The organism is Calothrix sp. NIES-3974 (genome assembly GCF_002368395.1).
Classification (GTDB): Bacteria; Cyanobacteriota; Cyanobacteriia; order Cyanobacteriales; family Nostocaceae; genus NIES-3974.
Window position 1 is genome coordinate 3,140,571 of record NZ_AP018254.1, and the last position, 24,032, is coordinate 3,164,602.

Annotated in this window: 22 protein-coding genes and 1 tRNA gene; 20 read left to right on the forward strand and 3 right to left on the reverse strand. The window is 41.7% G+C overall.

Translation table 11 applies throughout. From position 1 onward, the window contains the following. Positions 1–157: 157 nt before the first annotated feature. The 5 genes from CDC37_RS12595 to CDC37_RS12615 all read left to right on the forward strand — a co-directional run bounded on the left by CDC37_RS12595 (position 158) and on the right by CDC37_RS12615 (position 4,721). A complete protein-coding gene (locus tag CDC37_RS12595; RefSeq protein WP_096622291.1) occupies positions 158–1,636 on the forward strand; it encodes an alpha-amylase in 1,479 nt (492 codons plus the stop codon). A 388-nt stretch (positions 1,637–2,024) separates the two neighbouring features. Beyond that, positions 2,025–2,768, forward strand: a complete 744-nt coding sequence (locus CDC37_RS12600) for an SDR family oxidoreductase (protein ID WP_231943046.1) — start codon at positions 2,025–2,027, stop codon at positions 2,766–2,768. A 155-nt stretch (positions 2,769–2,923) separates the two neighbouring features. Continuing rightward, positions 2,924–3,514, forward strand: a complete 591-nt coding sequence (locus tag CDC37_RS12605) for a DUF1003 domain-containing protein (RefSeq protein WP_096622292.1) — start codon at positions 2,924–2,926, stop codon at positions 3,512–3,514. A 268-nt stretch (positions 3,515–3,782) separates the two neighbouring features. Then, positions 3,783–4,658 (forward strand): M48 family metallopeptidase, encoded by an 876-nt coding sequence (locus tag CDC37_RS12610; RefSeq protein ID WP_096622293.1) that lies wholly within the window; start codon positions 3,783–3,785, stop codon positions 4,656–4,658. Then, positions 4,637–4,721, forward strand: a tRNA-Leu gene (locus CDC37_RS12615). The genes CDC37_RS12610 and CDC37_RS12615 overlap by 22 nt, the downstream gene beginning before the upstream one ends. A gap of 110 nt (positions 4,722–4,831) precedes the next feature. On the opposite strand, the gene CDC37_RS12620 is transcribed toward CDC37_RS12615, so the two are convergent. The 3 genes from CDC37_RS12620 to CDC37_RS12630 form a co-directional block, all read right to left on the reverse strand. Further along, positions 4,832–5,083, reverse strand: coding sequence for a hypothetical protein (locus CDC37_RS12620; RefSeq protein ID WP_096626155.1), 252 nt, complete (start codon positions 5,081–5,083; stop codon positions 4,832–4,834). Positions 5,084–5,935: 852 nt separating this feature from the next. Continuing rightward, on the reverse strand, positions 5,936–6,913 hold the full coding sequence (nadA, locus tag CDC37_RS12625; RefSeq protein ID WP_096622294.1) for a quinolinate synthase NadA: 978 nt from the start codon (positions 6,911–6,913) through the stop codon (positions 5,936–5,938). A gap of 1,028 nt (positions 6,914–7,941) precedes the next feature. Beyond that, positions 7,942–8,862 carry an alpha/beta fold hydrolase gene (locus CDC37_RS12630; RefSeq protein WP_096622295.1) on the reverse strand — a complete coding sequence of 307 codons (921 nt, stop codon included), beginning with the start codon at positions 8,860–8,862 and terminating at the stop codon, positions 7,942–7,944. A 433-nt stretch (positions 8,863–9,295) separates the two neighbouring features. On the opposite strand from CDC37_RS12630, the gene CDC37_RS12635 reads away from it, so the two are divergent. From CDC37_RS12635 to CDC37_RS12705, 15 genes are all read left to right on the forward strand, one after another. Next, positions 9,296–9,850: a thioredoxin family protein gene (locus CDC37_RS12635; RefSeq protein WP_096622296.1), complete on the forward strand. Its 555-nt coding sequence runs from the start codon at positions 9,296–9,298 to the stop codon at positions 9,848–9,850. Positions 9,851–9,933: 83 nt separating this feature from the next. Beyond that, on the forward strand, positions 9,934–10,665 hold the full coding sequence (gene pyrH, locus CDC37_RS12640) for a UMP kinase (protein ID WP_096622297.1): 732 nt from the start codon (positions 9,934–9,936) through the stop codon (positions 10,663–10,665). Next, complete coding sequence (gene frr / locus CDC37_RS12645) at positions 10,652–11,200, forward strand: ribosome recycling factor (protein WP_096622298.1); 549 nt, start codon at positions 10,652–10,654, stop codon at positions 11,198–11,200. The genes pyrH and frr overlap by 14 nt, the downstream gene beginning before the upstream one ends. A 703-nt stretch (positions 11,201–11,903) precedes the next feature. Further along, positions 11,904–14,192 carry a heavy metal translocating P-type ATPase gene (locus tag CDC37_RS12650; RefSeq protein ID WP_096622299.1) on the forward strand — a complete coding sequence of 763 codons (2,289 nt, stop codon included), beginning with the start codon at positions 11,904–11,906 and terminating at the stop codon, positions 14,190–14,192. Between the two features lie 315 nt (positions 14,193–14,507). Continuing rightward, positions 14,508–15,452, forward strand: a complete 945-nt coding sequence (locus tag CDC37_RS12655; RefSeq protein WP_442861038.1) for an NAD(P)H-dependent glycerol-3-phosphate dehydrogenase — start codon at positions 14,508–14,510, stop codon at positions 15,450–15,452. Between the two features lie 429 nt (positions 15,453–15,881). Further along, positions 15,882–16,943, forward strand: coding sequence for a ribosome small subunit-dependent GTPase A (gene rsgA / locus CDC37_RS12660; protein WP_096622300.1), 1,062 nt, complete (start codon positions 15,882–15,884; stop codon positions 16,941–16,943). Between the two features lie 254 nt (positions 16,944–17,197). Continuing rightward, positions 17,198–17,761, forward strand: coding sequence for an HXXEE domain-containing protein (locus CDC37_RS12665; protein ID WP_231943047.1), 564 nt, complete (start codon positions 17,198–17,200; stop codon positions 17,759–17,761). A gap of 86 nt (positions 17,762–17,847) precedes the next feature. After that, the gene (locus CDC37_RS12670; protein WP_096622301.1) at positions 17,848–18,324 is read left to right on the forward strand and encodes a GNAT family N-acetyltransferase; all 477 of its coding nucleotides are present in this window, start codon (positions 17,848–17,850) and stop codon (positions 18,322–18,324) included. 114 nt (positions 18,325–18,438) lie between these two features. Then, positions 18,439–18,819 carry a nuclear transport factor 2 family protein gene (locus tag CDC37_RS12675; RefSeq protein ID WP_096622302.1) on the forward strand — a complete coding sequence of 127 codons (381 nt, stop codon included), beginning with the start codon at positions 18,439–18,441 and terminating at the stop codon, positions 18,817–18,819. A gap of 51 nt (positions 18,820–18,870) precedes the next feature. Further along, the gene (locus CDC37_RS12680; RefSeq protein ID WP_096622303.1) at positions 18,871–19,341 is read left to right on the forward strand and encodes a GNAT family N-acetyltransferase; all 471 of its coding nucleotides are present in this window, start codon (positions 18,871–18,873) and stop codon (positions 19,339–19,341) included. Positions 19,342–19,396: 55 nt separating this feature from the next. Continuing rightward, positions 19,397–19,888, forward strand: coding sequence for an AAA family ATPase (locus CDC37_RS12685; protein WP_096622304.1), 492 nt, complete (start codon positions 19,397–19,399; stop codon positions 19,886–19,888). Positions 19,889–19,968: 80 nt separating this feature from the next. Further along, complete coding sequence (locus CDC37_RS12690; RefSeq protein ID WP_096622305.1) at positions 19,969–20,226, forward strand: type II toxin-antitoxin system ParD family antitoxin; 258 nt, start codon at positions 19,969–19,971, stop codon at positions 20,224–20,226. Next, entirely contained in the window at positions 20,223–20,546 is a 324-nt protein-coding gene (locus tag CDC37_RS12695) for a type II toxin-antitoxin system RelE/ParE family toxin (RefSeq protein ID WP_096622306.1), read from the forward strand. The genes CDC37_RS12690 and CDC37_RS12695 overlap by 4 nt, the downstream gene beginning before the upstream one ends. A gap of 1,245 nt (positions 20,547–21,791) precedes the next feature. Continuing rightward, positions 21,792–23,072, forward strand: a complete 1,281-nt coding sequence (gene sigC, locus CDC37_RS12700) for an RNA polymerase sigma factor SigC (protein WP_096622307.1) — start codon at positions 21,792–21,794, stop codon at positions 23,070–23,072. Positions 23,073–23,402: 330 nt separating this feature from the next. Next, complete coding sequence (locus CDC37_RS12705; RefSeq protein ID WP_096622309.1) at positions 23,403–23,861, forward strand: Fur family transcriptional regulator; 459 nt, start codon at positions 23,403–23,405, stop codon at positions 23,859–23,861. The last annotated feature ends 171 nt before the right edge of the window (positions 23,862–24,032 follow it).

The window sequence follows — 24,032 nt, forward strand, 5'->3', positions numbered from 1 at the left end:
AGACGCGTTAGCGAAGCTCCTCTGAAAGAGGCTATATCGTGTCTTTGTGACGGTTTTACATATCCAAAAAAATTATTCGACCTACGGGATCACCAAATAGCGATCGCGTCAGCCTAATTCATTTATTTTTTTAACAAATCAGGAGCATATAAAAACCATGTCCGAAACCAATGGCGTAATGATGCAGTATTTTCACTGGTATAACCCAGCCGATGGTAGTCTCTGGAACCAGGTAGCAGAAAACGCGGAAGAATTAGCAAAAGCGGGTGTTACTTCCCTTTGGCTACCTCCCGCATATAAGGGTACTGGTGGTGGAATGGATGTAGGTTACGGTGTATATGATTTATTTGATTTAGGAGAATTTGATCAAAAAGGTTCCGTACGGACAAAATATGGTACAAAGGACGAATATATACGTGCCATCAAAGCAGCCCAAAAAGTCGGAATTAGAATCTACGCAGATGCTGTCTTTAACCACAAATTAGGTGCAGACGCAGAAGAAGAAGTAGAAGCGACACCCTTCGATCCAGAAAACCGTAACGCCACAGTCGGTGAATACCAAAAAATTAAAGCATGGACCCACTTTAACTTTCCCGGTCGCGGTGATAAATATTCCAGTATGAAATGGCATTGGTGGCATTTTGATGCCATCGATTACAATGCTTACAACAGTGAGAAAAAGGCTATTTATTTACTCAAAGGCAAAGAATTTGAGCGTAACGTTGACCTAGAAAAAGGTAACTTCGACTATTTGATGGGTTGCGATTTGGACATGCAAAACCCGGAAGTTACCGGAGAATTAAAATATTGGGGTGAGTGGTACATAGACACAACAGGTGTCGATGGCTTCCGATTCGATGCGGTAAAACACGTATCCGCAGACTTTTTCCAGGAATGGTTAGAACATGTCCGCAATTATGCCAAGCGAGAGGTATTTGCCGTCGGTGAATATTGGTCCTATGAAGTAGAAGCTTTACACCATTTTATTAGTGTTACAGATGGTAAAGTGACTTTATTTGACGCACCTTTACATTACAACTTCCATATAGCCAGTAAATCGGGTAATAACTACGACCTACGGCAAATTTTTGATCACACCCTGGTACAGCACCAACCTACCCTTGCAGTCACCCTAGTAGACAACCACGATTCCCAACCCCTACAATCCTTAGAATCGGTGGTAGAAGCTTGGTTTAAACCCCTTGCCTACGCTTTAATCCTGTTAAGAAGAGAAGGATATCCCTGTATATTTTACGCAGATTATTACGGCGCTCATTACAAAGATTACGGCAAAGATGGGAATGAATATGAAATTTGGCTAGATAGTCATAAATGGTTGATTGATAAATTTTTATTTGCTCGTCAAACCTATGCCTACGGAGACCAGTATGATTATTTTGACCATGCAAATACCATCGGTTGGACAAGACTAGGAACACAAGAACATCCCGGTGGTATGGCTGTTGTCCTTAGTAATGGTAGCGATGGCAGTAAATATATGGAAATAGGACAACCAAATCGTACCTATATTGACATTACAGAACATATTAGCGAACCGATTACAACCAATGAGGAAGGTTGGGCTGAATTCCGTTGTCCAGCTGGTTCAGTTTCTGTTTGGGTTCCCCAGAATTAAATCAAATCAGACCTTCTGTAGAGACGTAGCACTGCTACGTCTCTGATGATTGTGGTTTGAATACATACAAATATAATGCCCAAATTCAGCAGCAGTAATTTGAAAAATAAACGCGACAGATAAGTATAGATAAATATATTATTATTTGGGGAAAATATCGTGAAGTAAAGCTTTTCAAATCCGTTTCTGAAAGTTTGCGGAACAACCAACCACAACAACTTCCTGCAAAATCCAAAATCACATAACCTTTGATAGGTATATATTCTACCAAAAGGAATTAGTTAAATACTCGGTGTGAATGCCAAAATAAATCACAAATGTGGATATGATAAAAACATCCTGGTTGAAAGCACCATGAGACTTTTAAATCAAGTTGCCGTAATTACTGGTGGGGGGGTCAGGAATTGGTCGAGCAACAGCCATTTTACTCGCTCAAGCAGGAGCAAAAGTTGCAATCATTGACCTCTATTTAGAAACTGGACAGGAAACAGTTGATGATATTATAAATGCCGGAGGTCAGGCATTCGCAACCGCCGCAGATGTCGCCAATTCCCAAGAAATGGAAAAAGCATTTCAACAGATTATTGATACGTATCAAAGGATAGATATTTTATTCGTTAATGCTGGAGTAAATGGGATATGGGCACCCATCGAAGATATTAAAATTGATGAGTGGGATTCAACTGTTAATATTAATTTGCGAGGAACTTTTCTCACCATTAAATATGCTGTACCTTACCTCAAAAAACAGGGCGGTGCAATTATCATCACATCATCAATCAACGGTACCCGTAGCTTCAAAAAAGTGGGTGCAACAGCCTATGCTTCCACCAAAGCCGCTCAAGTAGCCTTTGCCAAAATGTTAGCCTTGGAGCTGGCTGGAAATAATATTCGCGTCAATGTGATTTGTCCCGGTGGGGTGATGACTGCAATTAATGAAAGTACCACCAAGCGCCATCTGGAATGGATTCCAGGAGCAGAGGAATTCATGCAGGATTATATTCCCCTCACAGGAAACAAAGCCGGAACTAGTGAAGACATCGCCAAATTAGTGTTATTTTTAGCCTCCGATGCAGCAAAATTTATTACAGGTACGGAGGTGTGGATTGATGGGGGTGGTTCCTTAATTTAAGATTCTCCATTACAAATAGGGAGTACGGACGACCTGTCGGGTCGTCTATACAGGGAGTAGGGAGTAGTCATCAGAGTTTGTTTGTTCTGCGGACATGCAATGTTAACATAACTTTTGCGTCTGTCCTAAATGATCTATAACCGATAAAAGCAGCTATGAATTATTTATCAACATCAGATATTCATCGACTACCGGAACAGGTAGAAAAAAATATTGAGGCAATTATTAATTTGCAAACCCAATTAGAGCGAAAAATCCCAGTTCATCAACGCATTTTAGAAAAGATTGCTGCTACCTTTGGCAAACCCTGGTTTTTTTATGCTCAAGTGATTTTTTTTGCTGTTTGGGGGTATTGCTCCCATTTAGCCGATACGGGTGTACTTGTATGGGATTTACCAAGATTTACTTTGGAAGAACAAGGTATAGATGCGGCTTCCTTAATGATTGCTACTGGTGTCCTCATTCGGCAAACCCGTGAGGAACAACTCGAAGAAAAGCGATCGCATTTAGCTCTGCAAGTGAATCTGCTCACAGAGCAAAAAATTACGAAACTCATTAGACTAGTGGAGGAATTACGGGTTGATTTACCAGGTGTGCGAAATCGTCACGATGCAGAAGCAGAAGTCATGCAGCAAACTGCTAATCCGCAAATAGTTTTAGATATACTACAAAAAAACCTTACTAAAGCAGGTTTGGAGGAGGAAGTACTCTCCACAGAAATCAATATAGAAGTCTCAGGATATTGATGACATAAACTATTCCTAATCTTACTTTTTAGACATTGCTAAATCAGAGCATAAATTTAAACTTTCAGGACAATTACACAAAAATACTTCCCATCCCCCCATTCTAGCATCTCACCATCTTCCCCTCTTTTTGCGAAATCATATTATACAACGCCCATTTTTCATAAATTCTAGGGGTAGGCACGAAAACAGAAATCTCCCCCAACACCCCTGCAGAATCGATATACTAGTAAACAATGTGATTAATCATCAACTTGATTAGGAAATCATGCCTGCATTCAAAACTAACTTGATTGGACTCAAAGCTGACTCGTTTCGCCATCCCCTTGATTTGGAAGCGACAAAAGCACTCAAACAGATTCCTGGTTTGGATTTGATGGTGCGAAACTTCCTTGGTCCAGTTGCGGAACAGGTTTTTTATGCAGAAAATATCGCCTCAAGTGTGTTAGTCAGTGAAAACCAATTACCCGACCTATACAAACTGCTGACGGAAGCTTGTCAAATCCTAGACATAGAACCACCCCAAATGTACCTGCGTCAGCATCCTGCACCCAATGCCTACACCTTTGCCATGCGGGGTAAACAACCCTTCATTGTCCTCCATACTTCCCTGGTGGACATGCTGGAACCCGATGAGATTCAAGCAGTAATTGCCCACGAACTGGGACACCTCAAATGTGACCATAGTGTCTATCTGACACCAGTAAATTTGCTGATTCTCACGGCAGCAAGTCTACCAGTTTTAGGTGCAGCCCTAGCCCAATCTTTACAATCCCAACTATTAGAATGGGTTAGATGTGCAGAATTTACCTGCGATCGCGCTGCACTTTTAGCCACCCAAAATCCCCGCACAGTCATGTCGGTATTAATGAAACTAGCTGGTGGTTCCCCCAAACTCGCACCCCAACTCAATCTTGACGCATTCATCGCCCAAGCCCGTGCCTACGATGATATCAGCAAAACTGAACTAGGGGAAATGATTAAAGCCGCTCGCACAGCCCAACTAACCCACCCCGTACCCGTATTAAGAGCCAGAGAAATTGATCGCTGGTCAACAAGTAAAGAATATGAACAGTTGCTAAAAAATCATTTTATGGAGTATAATAGTGCAGTTGCCACCAAGGGCGAGTGGCGAAATTGGTAGACGCAGCAGACTCAAAATCTGCCGCCCTCAACAGGCGTGAGAGTTCGAGTCTCTCCTCGCCCACATATGATGCATGAAGGAAAAGACGCATTTCAAGCGTCTTTTTTTATTTTTGCCCTCTTCTTACTCCACACTTTCGCTCAAATTTCGCTCAAATTCAAAGATGAATGAATTTACTCCACACTTTGACGAGGAACATAGGGAATAATAATATCTGGATAACCAGGGTGAATGACGATAAAACGTTCAATTCCCACGTCTAAACGGGAAAGACTTGAAGCGTCACGAAAAATAGCACTCCGATGTTCTGAATTCACACATAATAAATATAAAGTGCGACTTTTCGGCTCAAATCGCAGATGACATACACCCCACCAAGGATATCGAGAAGCAAGGAATTGGGAAACAGCAATCAAAAAACTCATTCTTTCAATCATGCTAACGAATATCAGACAAAGCCTACAGCCTCAGAATCAAATCCTCCCATAGACCTTTAAGTATTTTTTAAATCCAACTATCAAGCAGTTAGCACGTTCAAAAACTTGATTCTGCTTGAGTAGTCTATTCACACCAAAGTAACTCTATCTCATTTATCGAAATAAAACGAAATAAACCGTTAAAATTCCCTAATTTTCATCATTTCTTGGTACATAAATCTGTAAATTCACAGAATAATGTATTTATGGTTAATGATTATGATTATAAATTAAGCGCCAAACTCGATAAATTTGACGCTTAACAATACTTTGGTTTTAATGGTTTGTTATTTTCAAGGTCTTTATGTTTTGTTTGACCTCGATTTATGTCGTTTATTAAAGCTATATTATAGATTCTCATTAAATTCCCAAATTTACGTTTCCCTTAATACATTTTTTAGATTTATCAGTCATAATTCCCAAATAACTAGCAAATTCAGGTAAATTGGGGAGATTATCGGCGAAAAAATATCGAACAAGTCTCCCCAGATAGATTTTTCCTGAAGAAAGCAGGAAGTAGAGAGAATTACCCGACAGCTTAAAGTCCCTTGTTTGTCAAGACTAATCTCTCATCAACCGACTAAAAGCGATAAACTGTAGGCTTGACGTTCTCATCCAAAACTCTGAAATTGCTTTCCGAGGATAGGTTACTTGCGATCGCAATCACAAATAGCACTTATGTAAGTCCTGATGAGATCGAATTTTCGTTACCTGCATTTTTCACAAGGGACTGAACAGCGTTGAGGGAGTTCCTCGTTGATTGATGACTTCCTGTTTTCCCTTGACTTGCATCGAAATCAACTACACACTCATCTCTAACATACGTTGGATGGGACGCAAAGCAGCTAAACGAGTATCTTCGCTCATGGTAATTTCTGGTGTTCGGTGCTTCATTGCTAAATATAATTTTTCTAGAGTATTTAACCGCATAAATGGACACTCATTACAGTTACAATTATTTTCCGCAGGTGCAGGGATAAAACGTTTATGGGGAGCAGCTTTTTGCATTTGGTGGATAATTCCTGGTTCAGTTGCAACAATAAACTCCTGGGTCGCAACTTCTTGACAATATTTTAATAAAGCTGCTGTAGAACCAATATAATTAGCGTGTCGTAAAACACTTTCTTCACACTCTGGATGAGCGATGGTTTCAGCTTGGGGATGGGAAATTTTTAACTGAACAATTCGCTTTTCCGAAAACGTTTCGTGGACAATACAACTACCTTGCCATAACAGCATGTCCCGACCTGTTTGCTCCATGACATAGCGTCCTAAATTGCGGTCAGGAGCAAAAATAATTGGTTGTTCTGGAGGAATTTGTTGAACGATTTTTACCGCATTAGAACTAGTGCAAATGATATCACTCATCGCCTTAATTTCCGCCGAACAATTAATGTAGGAAATCACGAAATGTTGGGGATGGGCAGCTTTAAATTGAGCGAATTGTTCCGGAGGACAACTATCTGCTAGGGAACATCCAGCATTGATATCTGGTAATAAAACTAATTTATCGGGGTTGAGAATTTTAGCCGTTTCTGCCATAAAATGTACGCCAGCAACAACAATTACGTCTGCATTAGTATTGGCAGCTGCACGCGCTAATTGGAGAGAATCCCCAATATAATCCGCAATATCCTGAATGTCCGGCTCTTGATAGTAATGGGCCAAAATTACGGCATTGAGTTCACGTTTTAAATCGTCAATTGCAGCGAATAAATCTAGTGGTAATGTACCCGAAGACGGGGTTGATGCACTTTTTACGAGGGCAGTTTTGAACACGGTTCGACGTTAATATTTAGTACGATATAATTGTTGTCGCTGAGAGGATGTTTGGAAAGTGTCAATAAATACCTTATCAACCACTTATTGAAGACAGGAAATAGGCTCAAGGGGTGTATTTTTCGTTATAAACTACTCCCGATTCCCTCCCAAACAATGATAGATTAAGTATTAAAATCGACTTTTAAAACATCCTCGGAAAAGGAATAGGTCAAAATGAGTCAGAATCACAAAATTTTGGAGACAGTATAGCTACATTTGGCGATTAGCTTTGTTGCAGGTGTAGCGTCTTTTGGAAATTCCTGAAATTGAGGATACTGTTGGTTTTCTTAAATCATGGATCAAAGCATTTATCCCAACTCAAGAAAGGTTGAACCTGTAGACTCAAGTTTGTGGGAAATTGCAAATCCCAGCTAATAGTTGAAACTATATAATTTAAATTAGCCGGGGTAAAACACCCCATGAATTTACCAACAACACCATTATCTTCAGGGAATTTTCTGTCCAAGCTGGATTCTGAATCAAAAGCTTGCGGACATACTCATACAAATTACCCTTTCTCCTTCCTGTTTTCTAGAGGAGATTTGATGGTTTTATTTTGGGTAGCGACAAGCTTTGATATTCAACTACTCTCAGTGCTGTATGGGTTGCCATCCCTTTCCAGTCTCGCGACTAGAATCTACTGAGAACACTGCTTATAAATACAGTAGTTTGGTGTTGTTATTTGAATTATAGTATTTTTTACCAAAAATAGCTACCACTTTACCTGAAAAAACCGGGTTTAGAGCAAAGTCCGACAAGGACGGTTTTCTGTTCTACTAGGATATATGAAGCGCTAATACCAATTTAATATGAAGACCCATAGAAAGAACCCCACCCTAACCCTCCCCGTAATCGGTGAGGGGACTAGATTTCTCCCTCTTCGTAGGTGAAGGAGTGGGTTCAAATTATGTGCAACTTTACATTAAATTGATATAAAGCGCTACTATGTGCCTTTCTTTTCTCATCAAAATTAATGTGGTCGAATACTACTCCCTAATCCCTACTCCCTGTAATTTTTCGGGATTTGAGTTAATCCAATCCAATAAAAGCGGATTCACTAAGTGGGGTGCTTCATCTTGAGGACAGTGACCGACACCTTCTAGGGGAATAAATTTGAGGATTTGCGGATAATTCGCTAATTCTTGTCCGAGTTCGATGGGTTCCCAGGGGTCAGCACTTCCCCAAATAATGATTCCTGGACAGGGAAGTTGGGGTAATAAATCTTCTGCCAACGGACCTGTAGAATAGGCGGTAAAGGCTAAAAAAACCTCTGCTGCACCGACATCACGAGCGGGTTGGATGAGAATTTCGACAAGTTCGTCTGTGACAGCACTTCTATCTTTGTAGGCTTGTAATAAAACCTTCCGGACAGTGTTCGGGGTTGCTAACTGTTGAAAAAACAGTTTCCCTAGTGGTTTCCATGCCAAAATTTTTTGTAAAATCGGCGCTCCAGTCCGACGTAACCAAGGTAAGCTAGCGCGTTTGCGGTCATGTAATAGCCGTAAAGAGCAATTAAGTAAAGCGACACTGCGAGCAATTTCGGGATGATCTACAGCAGCTTGGAGAATGACTATACAACCGATGGAATTTCCTACTAAAAAGGCTGGTTCTCCTACTACTTCACGGCAAAAATCGGCTAGCTGTTGTCCCCAGGTTTCAAAGGTGTAACCAATTTGAGTTGGTGAGGGTTTGGCTGAACCACCAAATCCAAGCAAATCAATAGCAAACACTCGACATGTTTGAGCTAAGACCGGGATATTTTTGCGCCAATGCTGCCATGATGCACCAAATCCGTGGACAAGAACGACTGCTGCACCTGTTTCCCCTTCCTGGTAATAGGTGGTGGGAAATCCTTTCCAATACCAAGTTTTGGCTTTGTTTGTCTGTTCTGAAGCTAGTATGGTCATTTGATTTGGGATTAATTTAATGGCTTCAATCGGGTTCGGTTGAGCAAAATTTCTATACTGCTTTTAGGATCAATGGTGTATGGGTCGGAAATCTTTAACAAAAATTTATTTATCGTAATACAACTTATACTATCACCTAAGTAACCAGGATATAAAGGTAGAGCGATCGCAAAATCACAGCCGATAAATGACAACAAAGTATCCTCAGTATAAATTCGGAGAATATGGGGACGATTGTTTAGATTTAAAACAAATTAAACATGATTGGCAAAGGTGATTAAGTGGTTTTACAATTTACGCTGACTGGCTACGTGGTTACAATGTTTATTATCTTAGATTTGCACTTATATAAAAACTCATTACCACAATTCAACCCAGAAACACAGCAACACCTACCAAGTGTAATTATTAATTTCCAAAAACATCAGGGGAAATGAAAACGCTAGAAATGCTCAACAATCCCATTGGTAACTATGCGCCAGATTTTGAACTACCGGGAATCGACGGACAAGTTCATCATTTGAGCCGTTATCTAGAGAAATTCCGCGCCATTGCCGTAATTTCGATGGCAAACACATGTCCCTATGTTGATTTATATATTGACCGCTTAAAATCCCTACAAAGTCAGTTTTGTCATCAAAACGTGACATTGGTGGGTTTAAATTCGACAGATGTGGGGGAAGATGCCCATACAACAGTCAAAATGATGGAGAAATTTGCCCAGGAACGGCAATTAAATTTTCCATATTTGTGGGATTCGACTCAGGATGTAATGCGTAGTTTTGGGGGGACAGCTACTCCAACAGCGTTTTTAATCGATAGTAATGGGATTGTCCGCTATCGGGGACAGATTGACGATCATCCCCAGGGAGTTGGGGGTGTAAAACAACCTTACTTACACAATGCGATCGCGTCTTTAATTGCCGGGAAGGTGATCGAAATAACAGAGACAGAAGTAATTGGCACTAATATAATTTGGCGTAACTAGAGACAAACTAGAGACAGATATGCCGGGTACTGTTATCTTAAATTGGAGGAAATTGCAACTTTTTTGAAAAAAAGCTTAACTTCATGGGTACACATTACCGACGGGTTTTACTTAAACTGAGTGGTGAAGCCTTAATGGGCAATCTAGGCTATGGAATTGACCCCGAAGTGGTTAAGGAAATTGCTCAAGAGATTGCGGAGGTAGTCTCCACAACAGGTGTTCAAATGGCCATTGTCGTCGGCGGTGGCAATATTTTTCGGGGAGTCAAAGCGGCTTCAGCAGGAATGGATCGAGCAAATGCCGATTATATCGGGATGATTGCTACGGTAATGAATGCCATGACCTTACAAGATAGCCTCGAACGCATTGGCGTGCAAACTAGGGTACAAACAGCGATCGCCATGCAGGAATTAGCCGAACCCTATATTCGTCGTCGAGCCATCCGTCATCTGGAAAAGGGACGGGTGGTTATTTTTGGTGCTGGGTCGGGGAATCCCTTTTTTACGACTGATACAACTGCGGCTTTAAGAGCAGCAGAAATCGATGCGGACGTAATTTTTAAGGCAACCAAGGTGGATGGTATTTATGATGCTGACCCGAAATTATATCCGGATGCCAAGCGTTACAATACTTTAACCTATGGACACGTGTTGGCGAAAGAATTGCGCGTCATGGATAGCACTGCGATCGCATTATGTAAAGATAACAATATCCCAATTTTAGTTTTTGACCTAACTGTCTCTGGCAATATTCGCCGCGCAGTTATGGGAGAATCGATTGGCACGCTTGTGGGAGGTTCTTGTGAAGTTAGCTGATGTTGAAAGTAATATGCAAAAGACAATAGAGGCAACTCAAAGGTCTTTTAACACAATTCGGACAGGTCGCGCCAATGCGAGCTTGCTTGATAAAGTTATGGTCGAATACTATGGTTCGCCCACCCCACTGAAATCTTTAGCAAATATTGGCACACCTGATGCAACTACTCTCATTATTCAACCCTATGACAAGGGTAGTTTAAACATCATTGAAAAAGCAATTTCGATGTCAGATGTGGGGTTAACCCCCAGTAATGACGGTTCCGTAATTCGCTTGAATATTCCCCCCCTGACTACCGAACGTCGGAAAGAATTTGTCAAAATTGCTGCTAAGTATGCAGAGGAAGGACGGGTGGCAATTCGGAATATCCGTCGAGATGCCATTGATTCAATTCGCAAACAGGAGAAAGCCTCAGAAATCTCTGAGGATGAATCCCGCGATTTACAAGATCAATTGCAAAAGCTAACCAACGAATATACTGGCAAAATTGACAAACTCTTGGCAGAAAAGGAAAAGGAAATTACGACTGTCTAGGCGTAATTATGGCTGGATTTAATTGGAATTGCAGCATGTCCGACAACTGTTAACTAGAATCATATCGAGGAGAAGGGCTAAAATTTTAACTAGTCCTTCTCTTTATTTGATTGATTTTTGAAATGCGATATCAGCCAATACGCTTGGTGTTAAAGATAACTGTAGGTTGGGTTGAGGCTTTGCATAGACTGTTGATTTTGTGGAAATTTACCCATAAGTTCACACAGTTTTTGTGATGATCTCGTCCCTAAGCTCCGCGTGGGGACCCATTCCACGAGGGCTACTGCCTCTAAATTCTTCAACCCAACCTACCCAATAATCAGGCTTTTAAGTCTAACTGAACTGTATTGCGATATCAGCATATTTAATTTAGGAAAAATATGCATTTAAAACCATCCAATAATTAATAATTAATTGCAATAAAAATCCACAAATACTTGTTTACGAATAATTACGTTAGTGACATATCTGATGGCAATATTATTTAATGGAATTAAATCAATTTGATGGTGAATTATTTGGGGCAAAAAATAATAGGATTTACGCACTCGTTGAAAAAATCTATTTTGGGAATTGCCGCTACACCTCTACACCAGACAAAGGGAGTAGTCACCAGAAATATGGGGTAAATATAGTCCACGCGTAAGTCCTGTGCAAGAAACTTGCTCCGTATTTGTACCTTTTTCCGCAAGGGGATTTTCTGATGACATTGGCTGCAAACTTAATTGCGACAAAATCATTACCTGTGTGGCAATCGACCGCAAAACAAGGGACAAATTCCGATGTGAATTATCAAGTTGTCCATGCGGTTCCGGGTCGGGTGCGGTTTCGTGTGGCGATGTTGGCGGTAAATGCTGATTATGCACCACATCTACAGCGAATATTCACAGCCATACCCTGGGTGACAAATGTCAAAATTCAACGTGCAGCCAGTTCAATTGCCATTTCCTATGAATATACACGGGAAAATCAACTGAAACGGCGATCGCATTTAGAAAAAGTTCTGCATACAGCCCATCGCTTACCAGTCGCGGATATTAAAGATATTAAAGTTGATTCTACAACTTCTACTAACGGCAAACAGAACCAGGAAGAACACGCCCTCAAACTACCTCTAGTGGCAACAAGTTTGGCATTATTAAGTTTAGGATTGCCAATTCCCGGTATTTTTGTGGCTGCGGCAGTAACTTGTGCTGCGGTTCCCGTCGCCAAAAGAGCCTATGAAAGTATACATCGCGATCGCAAATTAAATCTTGATTGTTTGGATTTGCTTGCCATTATTTTAACTGCCAGCCAAGGAAATCTCCTCACTCCCGCGTTAATGATGACCTTGCACGAAATTGGCGATACAATCCGCGATCGCACTGCTCGCAAAAGCAGTAATAATGTGACAGATTTGCTCGCATCCCTCGCGAAATATGCTTGGGTGGAACAAGCCAACGGCGAAAAAATACAAATTGCTGCCAGTGATGTGAAAATCGGCGATACGGTGATTGTCTATCCTGGGGAACAAATCCCCGTTGATGGAGTAATTTTACGGGGTAATGCCCTCATCGATCAACAAAAATTAACCGGGGAACCAATGCCAGTTTACCGGATAGCAGGTGAACAGGTCTATGCTTCCACCCTGGTGCGGGAAGGACAAATTTATCTCCGGGCAGAACGGGTCGGCTACAGCACCAGAGCCGCCGCAAGTATCAAACTTGTCCAGCAAGCACCCATCCATGATACCCGCATGGAAAATCACGCGGCCCACATTGCCGATAAAACCATTTTTCCTGCCCTATTATTTTCCAGTCTAGTGTTTCTAGTCACCCGTAACCCCGCCAGAGCAGCATCAATTTTAACCCTAGATTTCATGACCGGGATTCGCGTATCCCTACCCACAACCTATTTAGCAGCCCTAACCCACGCCACTCGACATGGTGTAATTGTCCGTAGTGGTCGGGCATTAGAGAAATTAGCACAGGTGGATACCCTTGTCTTCGATAAAACAGGTACCCTCACCAAAGGCGAAGTGGAAGTAGTTGCAGTCCAAGCCCTCCCCGGACGCTTACCAGCCCAACGGGTGCTAGAATTAGCCGCATCCGCCGAACAAAGACTAACCCATCCCGTCGCGATCGCTATTTGTGAATATGCCCGTCAACAAGGAATCGAACCCCTCACTAGACAAAGCTGGAACTACGAAATTGGTGGCGGAGTCCACGCCGAAATTGATGGACAAAAAGTACTAGTGGGTAGCGATCGCTTTTTTGCTTCTGTCGGTGTTTCCCTCTGTGACACCTGTAATTGTGACGACTTTGATTCCCTCCACCACCTATACGACCATATCCGTAATTACCACTCTACCTCAAGGGAATCCCTGATTTATGTAGCTGTCAACGGTAAATGGCAAGGCGTAATTAGTTATACCGACCCCCTACGAATTGAAAGCGCCGCAGTCATTGCCCAACTTCAACAGCAATGCGGCATCGAAGTTCATATCCTCACCGGAGACAGCCACCATCGCGCCCACCATGTCGCCCAACAACTAGGTATTCCCCCTAATTGTGTTCATTCAGAAGCCTTTCCCGAACGCAAAGCGGAAATAATTCAACAACTAACCGCCCAAGGCAGAGTAGTCGGTTATACCGGAGATGGAGTAAATGATTCCGCCGCCCTAGCCTATGCCGATGTATCAATTTCCTTCGGTAACGGTTCCGAAATCGCCAGGGAAACCGCCGATGTGGTGTTAATGGAAAATAACTTGACCAGCTTTACCGAAGCAATGGAAATCGCCCAGGAAACCCAACAGGTGATTCATCAAAATATCGGTATCTCCGTGATGCCTAACTTAGCTGCACTCGGACTCGCAGGAACGGTCGGAATCCATCCCCTGGCTGCAACAATCGTTCACAATGGTTCGGCGATCGCAGCTGGTTTAAATGCATTACGTCCCCTGATGCATCGTGATCCGGAGTTGTCTGTAACCAAGGAGAGAGGAGACAGGTAATCCTTGAAAGCATTGATTTTTGGTCTAAAACAAGAGTTTTTCTGCCCCTCTCCGTTCTGCGGAGAGGTTCATCAATGAGAAAACGCAGATAAAAGTGATCGATTTATCTGCGTCTGCATAAGTGTATCTCTGGTGCTTTGATTGTATATCTTTTTGTGCAAAGAAAAATAGCAAATTGTAACAAAATTTACGGAGATGAGATTTTTGAGATGAAATGTAAAGCCGTTACACAGTTGCATTAAAATAATTGGGTGTTGTAAGTACTTCAGCCCATACTGTTTTCTGTCAAAACATCCAAAAACCTCACATCCCAACTTGAGTAACATCAAATCCCAACAACCCAAATCCCAATCAATCACGATTCTTGGTGCTGGTGCATGGGGAAACGCATTAGCAGCGATCGCTCTAGCCAATAACCATAATGTTCGCATTTGGTCTCGTCGCGGTTCCCTCACCTTAGCGAATGCCGTTGAAAATGCTGATATTATCTTATCGGCGGTTTCCATGTCAGGAGTTAGCCAAGTCGCTCGCCAAATACAATCCCTACCTATTTCTAGTCAAGTAATTTTTGTCACAGCCACAAAAGGACTCGACCCAGAAACCACCCGCACCCCTGCACAGATATGGCAGGAAATGTTTCCTTCCCATCCGGTAGTTGTCCTCTCTGGACCAAATTTATCCAAAGAAATTCAACAACAACTACCTGCTGCAACCGTAGTCGCCAGTTATTCCCCAACCGCAGCCGAATCCATCCAACAAGTCTTTTCCTCACCTAGATTTAGAGTTTACACCAACCTTGATCCTTTAGGTGTGGAATTAGGAGGAACCTTAAAAAATGTGATTGCGATCGCGGCTGGTGTCTGTGATGGTTTAGAATTGGGAACCAATGCCAAAGCGGCATTAGTCACCAGAGGACTAGCGGAAATGGTGCGTATTGGTGTTTTCTGGGGTGCAAAGCCAGAAACTTTTTACGGTTTATCCGGTTTAGGAGATTTATTAGCCACCTGCAACAGTCCCCTCAGTCGCAATTACCAAGTTGGTTATCAACTAGCTCAAGGGAAAACCCTCACTGAAATTCTCACCCATCTCCCTGGAACAGCTGAAGGGGTTAATACCTGTCGTGTCTTGCTCCAACGCGCTCACCAATATCATATATCTATGCCGATTGCTGAACAAGTTCAACGCATCCTAGAAGGAGAAATCACACCCACAGATGCTTTAACGGAATTGATGCTGCGAGATGCAAAACCGGAACAGTGATAGGATTTTGGATTTTGGATTGGAAAAATGACCTGCGATCGCCACCCTCGAAACCATAGTTTAGAAAGAGCGTAACAACTCAAGAACAGAATTGCACCGTATTTTTATCGACTTTTTCTGGAATTACCCCCTCCCAAGTTGTTAATAACTAAATAGCTGTTTATTAAATGGCTATTCTCAAAATACAAAACCCTCACAGGAGGTTGAACTATGACTGTATTTACTGCCATCTCTGTCGAAATATCCCCACAAAACCGACGCAAGGAGCAGAATTGTTGGTTCAACTTTCCCAATCCCGTTTTTTCTATCTAGATTTTCCCATCTTGCTTTTCCAGTCGAGATAATTAGGTCTAAATAACTCGGAAATGAACTAATAAATTCTTCTGCGTGCCTTGTGTCACACAAGTAACACGTATTGAGGAAATCATCATGAATTTGGAATTATGGGGTTGGAGTGATTTTTTTGCCAACCACTTTGCACCCTACCGTCAGCAAGGATTTTCCGTGGCTAGGGTAGTAATTGAGTGCAGAAATAGTTACATACTGCAAAGTGAAAATGCAGAAATATCGGCGGAAATTACAGGTAAACTCCGCTACCGTGCAAGCGATCGCCAAGATTTTCCCGCAGTCGGTGATTGGGTTGTTATCCGCACCAGGGAAAAGGAAGGAACCGCAACCATCCACGAGATTTTACCCCGCAAAAGCAAGTTTTCCCGTAAAGCAGCTGGTTCAGAAACCACAGAGCAAATAGTAGCTACTAACATCGATACGGTATTTTTAGTGTCCGGTTTGGATGGTGACTTTAATCCTAGACGCATAGAGCGCTATTTAATTTTGGCATGGGAAAGCGGTGCAAATCCCGTAATTGTCTTCAATAAAGCCGATGTCTGTCCTAACTTGGAGAACTGTTTGGCAGAAGTTGAGTCAATTGCTCTAGGTGTGCCAATTATGACCATTAGTGCAGCCACCAACCAAGGATTAGAAACACTCCAACCATATTTGCGACCGGGACAAACCGTAGCCTTATTAGGTTCCTCTGGGGTAGGTAAATCAACGATTACCAACCAACTCTTGGGTGAAACGGTGCAAGCAGTCCAAACTGTGCGTCAGGGAGATAGTCGTGGGAAACATACCACCACCTACCGAGAACTGCTCCGATTGCCCACAGGCGGATTAATCATCGATACTCCAGGAATGCGGGAATTACAGATATGGAGTGGAGAGGAAGGAATATCGGAAAGCTTTGCAGATATTGCAGAATTAGCACAGCAATGTCGTTTTCGCGACTGCCAACACGAACATGAACCCGGTTGTGCAGTACGACAAGCTTTGCAGGAAGGGAGCTTGGATGCATCGCGGTTTGCGAATTACCAAAAATTGCAGAAGGAAATTAAGTACATGGAAAGAAAACAAGACCAAAGGGAGTATCTTGCCGAAAAGGAAAAATGGAAAAAGATTACTAAAGCAATGCGAAATTACCAGAAAGGCTGATATTAGTTAGAGGATGTTTTCAAAGTCGATTTTAATACTTAACAAGCTCGTTTTTTTGGGAGTCGGGAGTAGTTTATAACGACAAATATACCGTTTGAGGCTATTCCCTGTCTTCAATAAGTGGTTGATAAAGTACTTCTTGACACTTTCCGAACATCCTCTTGGGGTTTGTGAAGAAACTTTCACCAAAATATCTGTTGCATCAAACCCTGATAAATCCCGATACATAAAAAGGGTGTGACTCAATCCTCGGAATGACTCACACCCAATATGAATTTATTTATGTGGTGATTATTGATGGGATAAAGCCTTATCAATCGGAAAATTTCAATAATATTAATTACCAAATAACTATGGAATTACAGAATTTATCGATTTGGCTATTAGCGATCGCGTTAATTTTGCATACAATCGCGGAAGTATGGCTACCAGCTTATGCAAAAGTTAAACCCGATTGGCGTTTGGTTGTTTTTGACCGTATATTATTTCTCGAAAATATACCCGTATTTATCTTTGCCTTTGTTACAGCCTTTGCAGGGTGGAAATTACCTATTTTGGGGATGATTTTACCTGCGGTTGGTCTTACCCATCCCCTACTCGACCACTTGTTTTTGAGTTGGAAATATCAACAACTTCGTCCCGGTAGTCTGACTGGATTATTGTTACTGTTTCCTTTAAGTGTTTGGGTTTACTATCTGGGATATACCCAGCATTTAATCACCATACCAGCAGGGTTAATCAGTGGTGCAATCGGTTTGACAATATCAGTATGGCTACTTTGGGAAGTAATACAAGCACCCCAGAGTCCAACTTCATAAGCGGTACATCATCTCTTTATTTCACCAATCAAATTTTCTGTAATTATCGAATCCAAAGCTGTTACTAACTAAATTAAATACAAATTATGAAAACCAGACCCGCAAACCCCAATGATATTTCGCTCATTTTCTCGTTTATCCAGAGGAAAGCTGAGTTCGATCGCGATATTGGTGCTTTTTCTGGAGTGTTGCAAGTTACCCCAGAGAAAATCAGCAAGACGCTGTTTGGAAAAACCCCTTTTGCATACGTTTTGTTTGCAGAATCTTCGGGATGCGACATCGGATTTGCATTGTATGGATTCAGATATTCATCGTTTGTCGGTCAACCGAGCATTTGGCTTGATGATTTATACGTAGATGAAAATCACAGAAGTCAAGGTGCAGGAACTGCACTGATGGAAAAACTAGCTCAAATTGCCAAAGAAAATCATTGTAGTCATCTTGCTTGGAATGCGGATGCTCGAAATATTCGCGGACTTGGTTTTTATCAGCGATTAGGTGCAGAAATTACTGACCAACAAGGTAATCGATGTTTCTTGAGGTGGGTTCCACGGTTGGACTAAACGAAACTCATGACAAAGTTGCGCAAAAATCAATCATCTTTCTGGGTTCTCTCCTGGGTGGGTTAATGTCATGATTTTGCCTTTCTAAATTTAGTAATACACAAAAAGGTCGTGATGGAAATTAGTCGCAAAGATCGAGAAACTCTCGAACGCTTAGAGCAAGAGTTATGGGACTCAGATATTGATAAAGAACGTCTTCAAGAATTGCTAGCAGACGATTTTTTTGAATTTGGACGTTCTGGACGCGTTTGGTATCGGGAAAACACACTTGCTACAACACGTCAAAAAAAGGATACCCTTTCCCCCTTACCAGAATTACACATTCGTCTGCTGGATGAGAATATTGCCCAAGTTACCTACGATAGCGCATTCAGCTACGATGGTATTGTCGAACATACCCATAGAAATTCAATTTGGTCACGAACAACTAATGGTTGGGAACTTCGGTTCCATCAGGGAACACCTTTTTCTCTCCCACCAGAAAATCAAGAATAAAATGGAAAATTTAACTAGTTCTACTCATTTAAATCCCAGTTCCAAAGAACAATGAACACCATTATCTACAGACCACCCCAACTAGGAGACGAACACCAAATCAGTGGGTGTATGTGGTCTGCTGCGGACTTATGGGAACTCACTGATGGTACACCAGAAAGTGTTGCTGAGTGGTTACAAATTTGTCACCCCGAAGAATTAAAAGAAAGGATTGTTAGCAAAGAAAAAACCCTTGTTGCAACCTGGAATGGGATAGTTGTGGGTTTTATCGCATTTAAAAGGGGAAATCATTTGTCGTTGCTGTTTGTCCGTAGGGAGTTTTCTCGTCAGGGAATTGGTCGAGAACTGTTTATCCGGTGTGCAAACGACTTTGAGGAAGTTACAGTTAATGCTGCGGAGATAGCTGTAGCTTTTTATCAGAAAATTGGATTTAGGGAAAGTGGCGATCGCTTCTTTTGTAAAGGGATATGGGGGACACCAATGAAATGGAATCAGCAAGCTCAAAATGATTCCAGTACCTGATAGATTCACCACACCAAGGCTTTATTGACACAAAGGTACGTCAGGGATAAAACAAATGTATTCAAAAGGAACTTTGATATTCTTCTGTGGGAAAATGGGTGCGGGTAAATCAACTTTATCTCGACAAATTTCCCAAGAATTAAATGCAATCCTCCTATCTGAGGATGATTGGTTATCAACTCTTTACCCGGAGGAAATCAACAATTTCGATGATTATTTAAAATATGCCAATCGCCTCAAACCACTATTAAAATCCCATATCAGAAGCATACTCAATTCAGGAATCTCCGTAGTCATGGATTTCCCTGCAAATACGAGAAATCAAAGAGCATGGTTCAAAGAGATATTTTTTCATGAAGGCATTCCCCATCGGCTAATTTATCTTGATGTCGATGATAAAACTTGTATCGAACAAATAGCCCAGCGACGAGAAACCAATCCGGAAAGGGCGCTATTTGATACCGAAGAGGTTTTCTATCATGTCACCAGTTTCTTTCAACCACCATCTGCGGATGAGGCATTTGTAATCGAGATTGTTAAACGTTGAGAATTGCAAGGGGTTTGGTTGTTGGCATATATTGGCAAAATTTGTCATAATTAAATCAACTCAACCAAGGTCAATAGCCGATGACAACACTGAACATATCTTTACCGGAAGCGATGCGAGCTTTTATTGATTCTGAAGTAGTCAAAGGTGGTTACAGTACTGCAAGTGAGTATATCCGCGATTTAATTCGCCAAGCCCAAAAAAAAGCTGAAGAACAAAAGTTAGAAGCAATGTTATTAGAGGGTTTGGATAGCGGGGAAGCGATTGAGGTGACAGATGAATGGTGGGAAAAAAAACGCGCTCAAATTAAGCAACGATTCCCACATAAGAATAAATGACGCTACGCATCACTATTACACCAAAAGCAAGCGAAGATATTGATGAATTGTTTGCTTTTGCTTATATTGCCCAAGATAATTACGATGTGGCGTTGAAATTTTTTGATGCAATCAGGTTAACTTTTTCCCAACTGGCAAAAAATCCTGGGATTGGTAGCTCGTGCAAATCTGTCAACTCACGTTTATTTAATATGCGGAAGTGGGCTGTAAAAGGTTTTGCGAGATACCTAATTTTTTACTTAGACACCGATGAATATATAGAGATAGTGCGGGTAATTCATGCAGCACGAGATATTTCAGCTATCTTTGAGGAAGAGTAGCGAATAACTCAGCGATCGCAGTTGGTGATATTTCAACTGAGCATGTCATATTTTATATGCAAACCCTCAAATACTTCGTCTAAGGGGATACTTGCCAAATGGATGTGGGGAGACCAAAAAAGTGTTTTTAAGATCCCAATATGAAGCAGAAAACTTGGGTCATTGGTTTAGCGATGAACCTACGACATCAGCCATCGGCTTGGGTAAGCGATCGCGTTTCCCGAATTGTCAGTTGAAACTGCTCCAGCACCATTTCCAGGGTAAAGTTACTGTATGCCATCGTTTCTCATCCCCTTTTCTAACTTAATAGAACAATCAGATTTCAGTTGTGAAAAATATAGGTTTTGACTGTACCCGACAGGAAAGCTTCTCTACAAGAAGCCGTGCTACGCTTGTCTACACCTATCCTGGATTTTGAGCGAGTTAAGTTGTAAGCCTTGAGTAAGGGATTGATTTTCCTCCTACTCCCTCTGAGTTTTCGGGTTTTGCTCAAAATGCGGGTCATAACTGTCAACAGTTAACAGTCAACAACTCTTTTATATGTAAGATTTTACAAATCCTCAACGGATCAGATTCCGCGATCGCCCTTCACTTGTTCCATCTCCAGGGGTTGGTAGATAACTGGTTCATAGTATTCTCTTATCAGAGAAATATAACATCCCCAAGTTACTAGATTAAATATCATCTTAATCGACACATCGCAATTCCACTATGTACTGCGGTCTGATGAGAAATTGCCGACTGCTGACAAATACGAATTATTTTTGGTCAAAAAAATATTAAAGCTTCCATAAAACCGTCAGGAAAGGGAAGCTACATACCTGTAGATATGACTATGCCAATTATAAACATGATTTTTACCTAATCTTGTTTATACCATGTCTAAAAAGCTACGGTCAACTGTTTATTTTGGCAAGGTCGGAAATTTCGGGCACAAAGCCATTGAGAGAGAGGTAAATGGATTTAATGAGACTGTTATATTTTGAATTTTTGTCAGTCTGTCAAGTATTAAAAGCGACATTAGCAAATTTTTTCTAAAAAAAGATCCGAAAATTCCCCTCAACTATGTTAGTTCGTGCAAAATCGCGGGAACAATAGCATCAGTTGATTATGATTAGCTGACCCAACCCGACGGGATAGGTTTTGCAAGTACGGGTTAAGAACTGCTTTGACCGGGAAAACCCGGAAATCAAGCACTGATTCACCGTCATCTATTGTTACCTGGAGCCATTGAGATTAAGCCTTATGCCAGCAACATCTTTTTACGCAGATGCCGCCTACGAAGCCATTGAACCCAACCAAGTCTTCGATCCGGAACTGACGGTAGAGGAGCCGGAATTATCGCCTGAAGATTTACAGGAGTTGGAGATGGCTTCTCTTCAGGAAGAAAATTTCAATTCGTCCACACCAGAATCAACTAATTTTGGTGCCACTCCGAATCGTCGTAGTACGGATTTGGTGCGGTTGTATCTACAGGAAATTGGTCGAGTTCGTTTACTCGGACGGGATGAGGAGGTTTCTGAGGCTCAGAAAGTTCAGCGTTATTTGCGGATGCGGATTGTTTTGGCAGATGCAGCCAAAAAAGGTGATGATACGATTGCTGTATATTTACGGGCAATTGAGGCTCAAGAACGTTTAGCTTCTGAGTTGGGACACCGCCCTTCCTTGGAAAGATGGGCCAAAAGTGTTAATGTCGATGTGTTTGAACTGAAGCAAATTTTAGCCAAGGGTAAACGTCGTTGGGCTGAAACAGCTGCCATTAGTGTCACCGAATTGGAGCAAATCCAAAGCGACGGACTACAGGCTAAGGAACACATGATTAAGGCGAATTTACGTCTGGTGGTATCTGTGGCCAAAAAGTATCAAAATCGAGGTTTGGAATTACTTGACCTGGTACAGGAAGGTACTTTGGGATTGGAACGAGCAGTCGAAAAATTTGACCCCACTAAGGGTTATCGTTTTAGTACCTACGCCTATTGGTGGATTCGTCAAGGTATTACCCGGGCGATCGCAACCTCTAGTCGGACAATTCGCCTACCAGTCCACATCACCGAAAAACTCAACAAAATCAAAAAAGCCCAACGTAAAATCGCTCAAGAAAAGGGACGTACCCCAACTTTGGAAGATTTGGCTGTTGAGTTGGAAATGACTCCTGCCCAAGTACGTGAAGTTTTGTTAAGGGTTCCCCGTTCAGTTTCCCTAGAAACCAAAGTCGGTAAAGACAAAGATACGGAACTGGGCGAATTGCTAGAAACAGACGGCGTAACACCCGAAGAAATGTTAATGCGTGAGTCTTTACAACGGGATTTACAAAGTTTGTTATCCGACTTAACTACCCGTGAACGGGATGTTATCCTGATGCGTTTTGGTTTGGCTGATGGTCATCCCTATTCCTTAGCTGAAATTGGACGAGCATTGGACCTATCCCGTGAACGTGTTCGCCAAATTGAATCTAAAGCCCTACAAAAGCTACGTCAGCCTAAACGTCGTAACCTGATTCGCGATTATTTAGAATCATTAACTTAATTAATGATTACCATCAGAACTCGCGATTAGTAAATCCTAATCGCGGGTAATTCCTTGATTTACAGGGCTTTGCTTCGAGTTAGAGTCGCCACTAGCTTAACCTTGGTTTTCAGTTTGTAGCAAGTATTTTGCATCTAGACATTTGTAGCGTTTTATAAAGACATTTACCCCTTTTCAACAGTCTATACGGATACAGAATTTCTAACTAGTCATGAAATCATGACAATTTTGATATTCGCTAGAATTATTCTCAATAAGTTACGATTGTTGCAAATGGGGACAAATATTTGTTATATTCTCAGCTGACAGCCGTTGTTGAGAAGTATTACTATGTCTTCTGTCTATTCAGCTTCTTCCCTCAAGGCAGAGCTTAACGAGCGTGGCTGGCGTTTAACTCCCCAGAGAGAGACGATATTACACATCTTTCAAAACCTTCCTCAAGGGGAACACCTGAGTGCGGAGGATTTACATGCAAGGCTAGTGGAGGAGGGAGAATCGATTAGTTTATCGACGATTTACCGGACTCTGAAGCTCATGGCAAGAATGGGGATTTTGCGAGAGCTTGAGTTAGGGGAAGGCCATAAACACTATGAAATTAACCAGCCCTATCCGCATCATCACCACCATTTGATTTGTGTTCGTTGTAATGCCACGATTGAATTTAAAAATGATGCGGTTTTAAAAGCTGGGGCAAAAGTGGCACAGAAAGAGGGTTATCACCTTTTAGATTGCCAAATGACAATCCATGCGATTTGTCCGAAGTGTCAACGCTCCTTAATGCCTGTCTAATAGGGTGTAGGAAAGGGAGGGAAGGACAGGGGAGAAACAGATGCAAGATAAATTCAAGAAAATCAAAAATAACCTCAGTCAGTTGGTGTAAATGATTATCACTTGTTTGTAGTTGTGCTACAAAGCCAAAGCGCAACTACAAGCGAAATAGGGAGGCTCTACTTTTCTTGA